Annotated in this window: 11 protein-coding genes; 9 read left to right on the top strand and 2 right to left on the bottom strand. The window is 44.5% G+C overall.

Features of this window, described 5'->3' with window-relative positions; translation table 11 throughout:
* Window positions 1-32 precede the first annotated feature (32 nt).
* From ACFODW_RS17670 to spoVM, 6 genes are read left to right on the top strand one after another with little or no spacing between them, the layout of a single operon-like run.
* Window positions 33-788, top strand: a complete 756-nt coding sequence (locus ACFODW_RS17670) for a Stp1/IreP family PP2C-type Ser/Thr phosphatase (RefSeq protein ID WP_390308182.1) — start codon at window positions 33-35, stop codon at window positions 786-788.
* On the top strand, window positions 788-2,803 hold the full coding sequence (gene pknB / locus ACFODW_RS17665) for a Stk1 family PASTA domain-containing Ser/Thr kinase (RefSeq protein WP_390308180.1): 2,016 nt from the start codon (window positions 788-790) through the stop codon (window positions 2,801-2,803). Before ACFODW_RS17670 ends, pknB begins: the two co-directional genes overlap by 1 nt.
* Window positions 2,804-3,685 carry a ribosome small subunit-dependent GTPase A gene (rsgA, locus tag ACFODW_RS17660; protein ID WP_390308178.1) on the top strand — a complete coding sequence of 294 codons (882 nt, stop codon included), beginning with the start codon at window positions 2,804-2,806 and terminating at the stop codon, window positions 3,683-3,685.
* A 2-nt stretch (window positions 3,686-3,687) separates the two neighbouring features.
* Window positions 3,688-4,347 carry a ribulose-phosphate 3-epimerase gene (rpe, locus tag ACFODW_RS17655; RefSeq protein WP_390308176.1) on the top strand — a complete coding sequence of 220 codons (660 nt, stop codon included), beginning with the start codon at window positions 3,688-3,690 and terminating at the stop codon, window positions 4,345-4,347.
* A complete protein-coding gene (locus tag ACFODW_RS17650; protein WP_390308174.1) occupies window positions 4,304-5,008 on the top strand; it encodes a thiamine diphosphokinase in 705 nt (234 codons plus the stop codon). Before rpe ends, ACFODW_RS17650 begins: the two co-directional genes overlap by 44 nt.
* A 31-nt stretch (window positions 5,009-5,039) precedes the next feature.
* The gene (gene spoVM / locus ACFODW_RS17645; RefSeq protein ID WP_390308426.1) at window positions 5,040-5,123 is read left to right on the top strand and encodes a stage V sporulation protein SpoVM; all 84 of its coding nucleotides are present in this window, start codon (window positions 5,040-5,042) and stop codon (window positions 5,121-5,123) included.
* Between the two features lie 129 nt (window positions 5,124-5,252).
* Here the strand turns inward: spoVM and rpmB are convergent, their stop codons facing one another.
* On the bottom strand, window positions 5,253-5,441 hold the full coding sequence (gene rpmB, locus ACFODW_RS17640; RefSeq protein ID WP_072886868.1) for a 50S ribosomal protein L28: 189 nt from the start codon (window positions 5,439-5,441) through the stop codon (window positions 5,253-5,255).
* Between the two features lie 233 nt (window positions 5,442-5,674).
* On the opposite strand from rpmB, the gene ACFODW_RS17635 reads away from it, so the two are divergent.
* Together ACFODW_RS17635 and ACFODW_RS17630 are read left to right on the top strand one after the other, a co-directional pair.
* Complete coding sequence (locus ACFODW_RS17635) at window positions 5,675-6,037, top strand: Asp23/Gls24 family envelope stress response protein (protein WP_390308173.1); 363 nt, start codon at window positions 5,675-5,677, stop codon at window positions 6,035-6,037.
* Window positions 6,038-6,225: 188 nt separating this feature from the next.
* Complete coding sequence (locus tag ACFODW_RS17630; protein ID WP_390308171.1) at window positions 6,226-7,887, top strand: DAK2 domain-containing protein; 1,662 nt, start codon at window positions 6,226-6,228, stop codon at window positions 7,885-7,887.
* A gap of 317 nt (window positions 7,888-8,204) precedes the next feature.
* Here the strand turns inward: ACFODW_RS17630 and ACFODW_RS17625 are convergent, their stop codons facing one another.
* Complete coding sequence (locus ACFODW_RS17625) at window positions 8,205-9,491, bottom strand: NCS2 family permease (RefSeq protein WP_390308169.1); 1,287 nt, start codon at window positions 9,489-9,491, stop codon at window positions 8,205-8,207.
* A gap of 204 nt (window positions 9,492-9,695) precedes the next feature.
* Here ACFODW_RS17625 and recG point away from each other — a divergent pair, with 204 nt between their 5' ends.
* Entirely contained in the window at window positions 9,696-11,729 is a 2,034-nt protein-coding gene (gene recG, locus ACFODW_RS17620; RefSeq protein ID WP_390308425.1) for an ATP-dependent DNA helicase RecG, read from the top strand.
* The last annotated feature ends 124 nt before the right edge of the window (window positions 11,730-11,853 follow it).

Here is an 11,853-nt window from a genome sequence, read left to right as displayed (position 1 = left end):
GTAGGAGCCGGCTGTTATATAGGGGGGATTGGATGAAAGGCAAATTCCTAACAGATACAGGGCGGGTCAGAAGCCATAATGAAGATGCTGGTGGGGTTTTTTATAATACTGCCGGACAGTGTTTGGCTGTGATTGCTGATGGTATGGGCGGCCATAGGGCGGGAGATGTAGCGAGCCGCATGGCTACATCTTTGTTGGAAGAAAAGTGGTTGAAGAGCGGTACTTTCCACGAACCGGAAAAGACGGAAGAGTGGCTTACACAAACTGTTGATGAAATAAACCATGCCATTTATACCCGTTCACAGGAGATTGAAGAATGCCATGGGATGGGAACTACGATCGTCATTACCGTCTTTGCAGAAGAATTTGTTACTATCGCCCATATTGGCGATAGCCGGTGCTATAGGATATATGAAGGGAATTTTCAACAGATTACGGAGGATCATTCCCTAGTAAACGCTCTAGTTCAGTCGGGGCAAATTACCAAGGACGAGGCCCAAAACCATCCAAGAAAGAATGTTGTTTTGAAGGCACTTGGGACTGAGGCAGAGGTGTCGGCAGATATCAAGACACTCAGCTTTGAATCCGGAAGTATATTCCTTCTTTGCACCGATGGTCTTACTGATAAAGTAATGGATGAGGAAATAGCTGAACAATTTAAAAGCGGCAGCGGTTTAGATGAAATCGGCCAGCAATTGATTGATCTATCAAATGACAGAGGTGGGGAAGATAATATTTCTTTAATATTTCTTCAGCAGGATACGCCGGTGAAAGCAGGTGAGGGCTGATGCTGAACGGACGCTTGCTTAATGACCGCTATGAAATCAAAGAATCGATAGGCGGAGGAGGAATGGCAGATGTTTATCTGGCAAAGGATATCATCCTTGATAGGGAAGCAGCCGTCAAAGTTCTTCGTCTGGAGTATGCCAACGATGAGGAGTTCATAGCCCGGTTCCATCGGGAGGCGCATGCCGCTGCGAGTTTGGCCCACCCAAACATTGTAAACATCTATGATGTAGGTGAGGATGATCATATTTTATATATGGTCATGGAATATGTGGATGGAATGACCCTTAAGGAATACATACAACGATATGGACCAATTGATGTTCGTGAAGCATTGGATATTATGAACCAGCTGACTGCGGCAATAGCGCATGCACATGAAAATGGTATTGTCCACCGTGACATTAAGCCGCAAAACATTTTGATAGACAGCTATGGACAAATCAAAGTGACAGATTTTGGCATTGCCATTGCCCTTAGTGCTACTTCTCTCACACAGACAAATTCTATCTTGGGATCGGTGCATTATTTATCACCGGAACAAGCCAGGGGCGGTATGGCGACCAAAAAATCGGACATTTACTCGATTGGAATCGTCTTTTATGAATTGCTGACAGGAAGGCTGCCATTTTCTGGCCAATCGCCTGTTTCCATTGCCCTGAAACATCTGCAGAGTGATACACCATCAGTAAGAAAATATAATCCTGAAATTCCGCAAAGTGTGGAAAATATAGTTCTTCAAGCAACAGCGAAGGATCCTTTTCATCGTTACAATACTGTATATGATTTGGAAGAAGCTGTCGCACATGCACTCGATCCTGACAGGCTGAATGAGGAAGTATATACCCCACCACAGGAAGCGGGTGAAGAAACAAAAGCTATTCCTGTAATTACAGATGATCAGATTAGATCTGATGCTGATCAGGAAACGATGATCCACCATACTGGCGGGAGCACCAAAAGCTTTGCCGATGATGAAAACCGCCAGTCGAACGGAAAAGCAAAAAAGAAAGTAAAGGAACCGAGAAAAAAGCGAAGAAAAACTTGGCTATGGCTCACCGCCGTGATTCTTATTTTCATTGCCGCTGGAGCCACAACATATGTGCTCGCTCAGCCGAAAGATGTTACGGTGCCGGATGTGATTGATCTGGATTATGCCGAGGCAGCTGAAGAGCTGGCCGCCTTGAATCTTGAGGTTGAAGAGGAGCAGGTTTATTCGGATGAAATAGAAGAAGATCATGTGGAACGGACAGCACCTCGAGCAGGAAGGACCGTTAAAGAGGGAACGGTTGTTACTGTCTTTGTAAGCCAGGGCAAAGAGAAATTTACATTTGATGATTATGTCGGCAGGGATTTCGATCAGGTGGAACGCATTCTCAGTCAAAGGGGCTATACCGATATAAGAAGTTACGGGGAGCCTTCAGACCGGCCAAAAGGAGAAATCATCACTCAGATACAGCCTATGCCGGACAGTGAAGTCGTTCCGAGTGAAGCACGGGTCATCTTTGAAGTCAGTACAGGACCGGAGCTAATCGAGCTGAACAATCTCCGGGGGATGACGGAGGAACAAGCGAGGAAAGAGCTTGAAGATGAAAATTTGAAAATGGAAGTGATCGAGGAATCTTCGGATAATGTACCTGAAGGACAGGTTGTCCGGCAAGAACCGGAATCAAGTACAGAGCTTGAGGAAGGATCTACTGTCCAGGTGTATATTTCCACCGGGCCGGAAGAACTGCCACCTGTCACCCAATCCATTACGTCCATGGTTGAGTATGTTCCAACTGAAGATGAATCGGCTGGAGAGGACGGAGAAGAGCAGGAAGGGCAGATGGTAAGGATCTATGTTGATGACCTTAATAATAACCTGTCAGAAGTTTTTTATGAAGAAACCATAACAGAAGACAAGGAATTCACATTTGATTTGACGATTGCCCCTGATGATGAAGCGGAGTATATGATAATGCGGGACGATGAAGTCGTTACAAATGAAGTTGTTACGTATGAAGAGGGTGGTTGAATGGCGGAAGGAAGAATTATAAAAGCGTTAAGCGGATTCTACTATGTACAGTCCGGGGGAGAAGTCTACCAATGCAGGGGACGGGGCGTTTTCCGCAATAGGAAAATCACCCCTCTGGTCGGTGACTTTGTATCTTTTGATGAAAATGAGGCAGGCGAAGGATATATCATGGATATAAAAGATCGCGAAAATGAGCTCGTCCGGCCGCCGATCGCTAATATCGATCAGGTCATCATCATTGCCTCCGCCGTCCGCCCAGACTTCAGCCCTATGCTTTTGGACAGGTTTCTTGTCCTAATAGAAGCGAAGGAGATCACTCCAGTCATTTTCGTTACAAAAATGGATGCTGTTACCGAAGCAGAGAAGAGGGAGATAGAGCAGTACAGCAAAAACTATCGGGAAATCGGCTATGATGTGGAAATGTTATCCTCAAAGGACAGTGAAAACCTGCCGGTGTTGGACCATTACTTTGATAAAAAAGTTACTGTTTTTGCCGGACAGTCGGGAGTAGGAAAATCTTCCCTGCTCAATGCGCTGCATCCCTCCCTCCTTTTAGAAACCGGTGAGATTTCAAGGAGTCTAGGCAGGGGCAAGCATACGACACGGCATGTCGAACTGGTTGAGATTAAGGGTGGGCTTGTAGCTGATACACCTGGCTTCAGTGCCCTTGATTTTAATGAAGTGGAAGCGGACGAATTAGCGGATTGTTTCCCTGAAATGCGGGAGAGAAAGAGACTATGCAAATTCCGTGGATGCCGGCATCACAAAGAACCGAAATGCGCAGTGAAACAAGCTGTGGAAACGGGAGAAATAAAATCGTACAGGTATGAGCATTACCTGCAATTCTTGGAAGAAATACAATCTAGAAAGCCGAGGTATTAGACATGACAAAAATAGCGCCATCAATATTATCTGCAGATTTTTCCAAGCTTGGGGAAGAGATAAAAAACGTGGAAAAGGGAGGGGCTGACTATATCCATGTAGATGTCATGGACGGTCACTTTGTTCCTAACATAACAATTGGCCCTTTGGTGGTGGAAGCCATCAAGCCGGTAACAGATCTACCGTTGGACGTACATCTGATGATCCAGAATCCAGATGCATATATCTCGGCGTTTGCGGAGGCTGGTGCTTCCATCATCACGATTCATCAGGAGGCTGCAGTACATCTTCATCGGTCGATCCAGCAGATTAAGGATCACGGAGCCAAGGCAGGGGTTGTCATCAATCCGGCAACACCCGTTGAAATGCTGCTGCCGATTTTGGAGGAAGTGGATCTTGTGCTTATCATGACCGTCAACCCCGGGTTCGGAGGACAGTCTTTTATTAACAGTATGGTTGGAAAAATTGAACAGTTGGCCAAATGGCGGCAGGATAAAAATCTGTCATTTGAAATTGAGGTGGATGGCGGTGTGAACGTTCATACTGCCAGAAAGTGTGCCCAAGCTGGTGCTGACGTACTGGTTGCCGGAAGTGCCATCTTCAATCGGAGCAACCGACATGAGGCGATCAGAGAAATACGTGAAGCCGCTGAAAGGGAATAGAGAAATGACAGTTGTAGGCATAGTAGGAAATGGACCACCAGCTTTATGTGCTGATTTGGCAAAATTTACTGAGCATGTAGATGTTTGGATAGGTGCAGACCGTGGAGCTATGACGCTGGTAGAACAACAGATGCCTGTCGACTTTGCAGTTGGTGATTTTGATTCTGTCGATGACCAGCAAATGAGTCTTATCAAGCAGGCAGCGGCAAGCTATGAAGGATATCCTTCCGAGAAAGACGAAACGGACTTGGAAATCGCCCTGCTAAAGGCATTTGATCTCCAGCCTCACACCATTTATCTATTTGGCGTAACGGGTGGAAGACTTGATCATGAATTGGTGAATATCCAGCTCTTATACTCTGTCATTCATAAAGGAATTCGGGGAATTGTTGCGGACAGTTCAAACCTGCTGGAAATGACACTTCCCGGCAGCTATCAGGTAGAAAGCAACCCGGATTTTCCGCTGATTTCCTTTATTCCTTATTCAAGGGAAGTCAGCGGCCTATCGCTGTCCGGGTTTAAATATCCACTGGTAAAGGAGGATATTTCCTGGGGATCGACGCTATGTATATCCAATGAGCTTATTTCAAAATATGGTACTTTTTCTTTTGACGAAGGCATACTATTACTAGTAAAGAGTCGTGACACGATTCCTTTCTAGGTTTGCTTTGTTATTAGAGGAGGGTGCACTCATGAAATTTTATACGATTAAACTCCCTAGATTTATCGGTGGATTTGTAAAAGTTGTCATCGGCACGTTGAAGAAAGATAAGTAAAAAATTGATCAGGCTTTTGTCATAATTGGCAGAAGCTTATTTTTTCCCTGCTCTAGCCAAGAGGAGGATATAGAAAAAGCACCCTTATTGAAAAGGGTGCTTTTTCTATGAAATAGACTAATGCCTATATTATACGCGCTCTACTTTACCTGATTTCAGGGCACGTGCAGAAACATAAACACGTTTTGGTTTTCCATCTACCATAATACGCACTTTTTGAACATTAGCTTTCCAGTTACGCTTATTGGAATTCATAGCGTGGGAACGCTGATTTCCGCTGCGGGTTTTACGACCGGTAACAACACATTTTCTGGCCATGATAATCCCTCCTACTCATACATGTGTCATTTTTGATACTTATATAATTTATCACATGTAATGGCAGATTGCAATTTATTTTTAATAAGGTATAAAGTTAAATGGCTTGACAGAAAAAGGGTTATCGTCCATTGTAATAAGGGATTCAATTACAGGGATTGGTCCCTGCTTTTAAAATCAGTCCCCCTGTAGTAGAATATGTCTATATAAAGTCGAGTTCAAGGAGGATTATAATGTCCATTGAATTGAATACAAATGATGGCCAAGTGACCATTACTAATGAGGTAATCGCAACCATTGCCGGCGGTGCAGCTGTAGAGTGCTATGGTATTGTTGGGATGGCATCCAAAAGTCAGATACGTGATGGAATAGCTGAAATACTAAGAAAAGAAAATTACTCTAAAGGGGTAGTGGTGCGTCAGGAGAACAACCACCTCCATATCGATATGTATATAATCGTAAGCTATGGCACGAAGATCTCGGAAGTGGCCCATAATATGCAGTCTCAAGTGAAGTATACCCTGAATCAATCGCTAGGCCTGGAGATTGATTCCGTAAATATATATATTCAAGGAGTAAGAGTGGCAAAGGATTAGTCTTTTGTGATTTACCATGGCAATAGTTAGCCGCCATTGATCTATTTCTGCCCGTACTGAAGTAGAAATTGGTTTCTTACTGTCTGGCGGTAAGGGCTGTAATCTTACCATGTCCTGAAAAGGCCATTTAGAGTACATACAACATAGACAGGCGACGACGCTTTTTTGTGATCAAAGGAGGAAATGCAGTGACGCTTCAACGATTAGATGGCAGTACATTTACACAGATGGTGCTCTCAGGAGCATACCACTTGTCAAATAATGCCCAAAAAATTGATGCATTAAATGTCTTCCCGGTACCAGACGGGGATACGGGGACAAACATGAATTTATCAATGACTTCAGGAGCAAACGAAGTAAAAAAACTCAACAGCAATGATATTTCCGTGGTTGCCAATTCTTTTGCAAAGGGCTTGTTGATGGGAGCCAGGGGGAATTCCGGTGTAATTCTATCGCAGATTTTCCGTGGGTTTTCTAAAGGGATGGACAAGAAGCAGGCATTGACGACGGAAGATCTTGCGGAAGCTTTCGAAAGTGGGGTTACAACAGCTTATAAAGCTGTTATCAAACCAGTAGAGGGCACAATACTGACAGTTGCGAAAGATGCTGCAGAAAAAGCTGCTGAATCTGCCGGGACGGAAAAGGATGTAATCGCTTTTATGGAGGCGGTGGTAGCTGCCGCGAAGGCTTCACTGAAAAGAACACCCGAGCTTCTCCCTGTCCTCAAAGAGGTAGGCGTAGTTGATTCGGGCGGCCAAGGGCTTGTGACAATCTATGAAGGCTTCCTAGCTGTATTAAAAGGGGAAGAGCTTCCTGCAGCTGACAGTAATATTGATATGGAAGACATGGTAAGTGCTGAACATCATAAAATTAGCCAGGATTTTATGGACACATCGGAAATCGAGTTCGGCTACTGTACGGAATTCATGGTAAAGCTGGAGGAGGAAAAGTTGGCGGAAAATCCATTCAAGGAAGAGGAGTTCCGCAATGAACTTAGTGAACATGGGGATTCACTGCTGGTGGTCTCCGATGATGAAGTGGTAAAGGTGCACGTGCACGCTGAATATCCGGGTACTGTACTTACTCTCGGTCAGCAGTACGGCAGCCTGATAAACTTGAAAATAGAGAATATGCGGGAACAACACACAGCAATTGTTGGAAAGCGGAATCAAGAAGAACAGAAAAAAGAACAGGCGGAATATGGAATTGTGACGGTTGCCATGGGAAGCGGCTTGAAGGAGCTTTTGGAAAGCTTGGGCGCTACAGTAGTTATTGAAGGCGGCCAGACCATGAATCCGAGTACCCAGGACATTACCGAAGCAATACAACAGGCTAACGCAAAGAAAGTATTGGTTCTTCCGAATAATAAAAATATCCTGATGGCAGCCGACCAGGCAGCAGACCTTGCTGAATCGGAAGTTGCAGTGGTTCCAACGAAGACTATTCCGCAGGGTATCAGCGCTATGCTCGCATTTCATCCGGATGCGGATATTACTGCCAATAAAGCAGCAATGGATGAAGCTAGAAAACAAGTGAAGACTGGACAGGTAACCTACGCTGTACGGGATACTCAAATTGACGGAATGACAATTGAGAACGGAAACTTCATGGGTATCCTGGACGGGGAAATCAAATCGTCCAATATTGATAAGCTTGCAACGGTCAAATCACTCCTTGAGCAAATGATCGGTGATGATGATGAGATTCTTACCATTCTTCAGGGAGAGGATGCAGATGATACTGAGGCTGAAGAACTTGTGAAATTTATTGAAGAGAATTATGAAGATATAGAGGTTGAGCATCACAAGGGCGGCCAGCCTATTTACTCATATATCTTCTCAGTGGAGTAATGCCCTGAATGAAGGTATACACGCCCGGCTGGTGAGTTACGGACTGTGCCCTCGCCTTGCGGGTAGTTGTTTAGCAGTCTCTCGGAGGTTGGGGTCTTGGCCGCTCAGCCTCCGGAGATTCACGAACATACCGTTCATATGGGCAAGCTGCATGGATGCAGGGGTTCGAATGCGGGCTGTAAAGGATCAAAAGAAAAATCCGAACTTGATTCAAATTCTTCTGTTAGAATACGAATCAGTTCGGATTTTTTATATACTTCCTTACTATAAACACGGTTTTTTGACTGGATTTTTAGTTGTGTAACCGGAATTGGACTTTATAAGCCGGTTATTTTCATGACTAAATCCAGTACAAATAACATGGATATAATTACAAGGGTTGGTGACAGGTCTTTATAACGACCTTGTGCCAGCTTCACTATCGGATAGGCAATAAATCCGAAGGCCATTCCATCTGCAATACTGTAGGTGAATGGAATCAGTACGACAATCAAAAAACCAGGCAGCGCTTCAGGCAAATTATCCATTGGGATATGTCGTAGGCTCTGGGCCATGAGAATCCCGACGATAATCAAAATCGGGCTGATCGCTGTGTCCGGTATAATCGATATCCATGGGATAATAAAGATGGTCCCCAAGAATAAGAGTGCAGCTGTTATGGCTGCTTTGCCTGTCTTCCCTTTGGATGCGATAACTGCCGCATTCTCTGCAGCGGAAACTGTTGGAGAAGTGCCAAAGAAAGCGCATGTCAGGGTAGAGAAAGAAGTAACCTGGTAAGCACGCTTGTACTGCCCATGCTTATCGAGCATTTCCAGCTGCCCATGGAGAATACCCATGTTCTCGAATATCAGAATAATTGCCAATGGGAAAATAGACAGCCAGAATGCTAATTCGTCTACCGCTGTAAAGGAAGGGATGAACAACAGCTCTTCTGGATTTATCTCTAACATGGTCCCTGAAGACGTATCCACCGTGCCAAACAAATAGGCAATAGCGGTACCCGCAATCATAGTGATGAGAAAGTTGGCAGGTACATTTCGAATGAATAGAAATATTGCCAGAAATAGTGTGAGAATGCCTGCAATGACGGATGGAGAAGTGAAATCTCCAATCGCAACGACAGTGCTGGTGCCACTGATGACCAATCCACTTTTTTCCAAACCGATGAGGATTAGAAAAAGCCCCAAGCCGGCTGTGATCCCATGCTTCAAGGTATCAGGGATGGCATCCCGCAGCAGAACACCTAAACGGCTGAAAGCAGTAATCATGAAAATGACTGCCGCGATCAGAACGACCGCCAATCCCTCCTGATAGGTAAGACCACTGCCTTCCACAATAGAGTAGGCAAATAATGCATTGATACCCATTCCCGGAATCAACAGCAATGGCAACTTGGCGACCAGCCCCATTACCAAAGTCCCCACAAAACTGGCAAGGATGGTGGCCATCATTCCAGCTTCCAATGAAATGCCTGCTTCACTTAGAATTGATCCGTTGACGACAACAATATAGACCATTGTCAGATAACCGACGAGGCCGGCCATTAATTCGTCTTTAAGATTTCCTTCAGGCTGAAGATCGTTGTTCTTCTTGCTGTAAGGCATGTAATCTCCTCATTATATATTGTTGTCCCTCTCCCGCCCAATTGTATAAAATGTTATACAATCCACAAATGATTATTATACGATTATTTGTTATAATTTACAATAGATAAGTTGAATATACATAACCTGGGCTTTCCAGTTATTGCATTGCCCAGGCAGTCTGTAATGAGTTATTGGACTACCAGGATAGAGAGAGTGATGAAGATGTCGGTGGAAACTGTAACAGAAGTGAAAGGAGTAGGGGAAAAGCTTGCTGATGAACTGGCAGCTGTGGATATTTACACGGTGGAAGATCTGCTTAACTATTTCCCTTACCGATATGACCAGTATGAAATAAAGCCGCTGAGTGAATTGATTCATGAGGATAAAGTTACCATCGAGGGGAGGGTCATCCATGAACCTTCCCTTGCTTTTTATGGGAGAAAAAAGTCCAGACTCACTTTCACGGTGGAGGTGGAGAATGTAGCTGTGAAGGCTGTCATGTTCAATCGGTCATTTGCAAAAAAGCAATTAGCACGTGGAGATACCGTAACCCTTACCGGTAAGTGGGACGCACATCGGCTGCAGATCACGGTAAGCAACTATAAAAAAGGGGCGGCACAGAGCCAGCAGGATATTCAGCCTGTTTATTCCGTAAAGGGGGACTTGACCAGTTATAAGCTGAAAAAGGCAATTAAGAATGGTTTTAAAGACTTTTCCCAATCTATCGAAGAGCTGCTGCCGGAAAGGTATTTACATTCTTACAAACTGCCCTCTAGAGAGAAAGCTTTGTACACGATGCATTTTCCCCAGAGCAGAGTGGCACTTAAGCATGCACGCAGAAGGTTTATCTATGAAGAGTTTCTGCTTTTCCAGCTGAAGATGCAACTTCTCAGGAAAATACAGAGGGAATCTACTACAGGTAATGCCCAACTATATGACAAAGAGGAAGTTACCAGCTTTATGGAAAGTTTCCCATTTTCTTTAACAGATGCCCAACAAAAATCATTACGGCAAATATTGAACGATATGAAGTCCCCCTATAGGATGAACCGTTTGTTACAGGGAGATGTGGGGTCAGGGAAAACGGCGGTGGCTGCTATATGCCTATATGCCTCCATTACTGCAGGAAAGCAGGGGGCTTTAATGGTTCCTACTGAGATTCTTGCCGAGCAGCATGTTGAATCGCTGAAAGAGCTGTTTGGGAACAGAGCGAATATTGTACTGCTTACGGGTTCAGTGAAAGGGAAAAAACGGAGAGAAATACTCGACCAAGTGATCAATCAGGAAGCGGACATTGTTGTCGGCACCCATGCCCTTATCCAGGATGACGTATTCTTCCATGATTTAGGGTTTGTGATTGTCGATGAACAACATAGGTTTGGTGTGGAACAAAGGAGAATACTAAAAGATAAAGGGCTTGACCCGGACGTTTTGTTTATGACAGCAACTCCCATTCCAAGAACTTTGGCTATAACAGCCTTTGGCGATATGGATGTATCGGTTATTGACGAAATGCCTGTGGGAAGGAAAGAAATCGAGACGTACTGGGTAAAAGATAATATGCTGGACAGAATCCTGGATTTTGTGGAAAAACATATTAGGCAGGGTGAACAGGCATATGTTATCTGCCCCTTGATCGAAGAATCCGATAAATTGGATATCCAAAATGCGGTGGATCTCTATCATCAGCTGGCAGAATACTATCCCCCTGAAATTAATGTAGGCTTAATGCACGGACGGCTGAGGTCTGAGGAAAAAGATGACATTATGAAACAGTTCGCAGCAAACGAAATACAAGTCCTCGTTTCTACCACCGTAGTAGAGGTAGGAGTGAATGTTCCAAATGCAACAATTATGGTTATTTATGATGCAGAGCGTTTCGGGTTGTCTCAGCTCCATCAGTTGAGAGGGCGTGTCGGCAGGGGCGACAAGCAAAGTTATTGTATTCTTATAGCGGATCCAAAGGGAGAGACAGGAAAAGAGCGGATGAGAATCATGACGGAAACCACGAATGGATTTGAGCTCTCTGAAGAGGACTTGAAACTCAGAGGGCCGGGAGATTTCTTTGGTAAGAAGCAGAGTGGTGTGCCTGAATTTAAAGTGGCCGATATGGTTCATGATTACCGTGCGCTCGAGACTGCACGCAAAGATGCAGAGGAGATCATTGAAGGGAACCTGCTGGAGAACGATGCCGACTTCCAGCCACTTAGAAATTGGCTGGAACGTCATTTCTCCTTTACGGACAAACTGGATTAATTGGAATGCTTGCATAATTAAAAGGCATATTATATATTACTGTTAGTACCAAGTCATAAAATGGTAGCCATATTCAGTTTGGGAGATATAGGGAAGGAATCAGACAGCATCTTCTGGTGTAAAA

Origin of the sequence: Virgibacillus sediminis (assembly GCF_042643265.1) — a bacterium.
Lineage (GTDB): Bacteria > Bacillota > Bacilli > Bacillales > Amphibacillaceae > Virgibacillus_O > Virgibacillus_O sediminis.
This window is presented reverse-complemented; position numbering and strand designations above follow the sequence as displayed.

Bases quoted from the DNA above. Each gene is read 5' to 3' on its own strand.
- rsgA (WP_390308178.1), top strand. From the start codon at position 2,804: ATGGCGGAAGGAAGAATTATAAAAGCGTTAAGCGGATTCTACTATGTA.
- rpmB (WP_072886868.1), bottom strand. From the start codon at position 5,441: ATGGCCAGAAAATGTGTTGTTACCGGTCGTAAAACCCGCAGCGGAAAT.
- pknB (WP_390308180.1), top strand. From the start codon at position 788: ATGCTGAACGGACGCTTGCTTAATGACCGCTATGAAATCAAAGAATCG.
- ACFODW_RS17635 (WP_390308173.1), top strand. From the start codon at position 5,675: ATGTCCATTGAATTGAATACAAATGATGGCCAAGTGACCATTACTAAT.
- spoVM (WP_390308426.1), top strand. From the start codon at position 5,040: ATGAAATTTTATACGATTAAACTCCCTAGATTTATCGGTGGATTTGTA.
- rpe (WP_390308176.1), top strand. From the start codon at position 3,688: ATGACAAAAATAGCGCCATCAATATTATCTGCAGATTTTTCCAAGCTT.
- recG (WP_390308425.1), top strand. From the start codon at position 9,696: ATGTCGGTGGAAACTGTAACAGAAGTGAAAGGAGTAGGGGAAAAGCTT.
- ACFODW_RS17670 (WP_390308182.1), top strand. From the start codon at position 33: ATGAAAGGCAAATTCCTAACAGATACAGGGCGGGTCAGAAGCCATAAT.
- ACFODW_RS17625 (WP_390308169.1), bottom strand. From the start codon at position 9,491: ATGCCTTACAGCAAGAAGAACAACGATCTTCAGCCTGAAGGAAATCTT.
- ACFODW_RS17650 (WP_390308174.1), top strand. From the start codon at position 4,304: ATGAGGCGATCAGAGAAATACGTGAAGCCGCTGAAAGGGAATAGAGAA.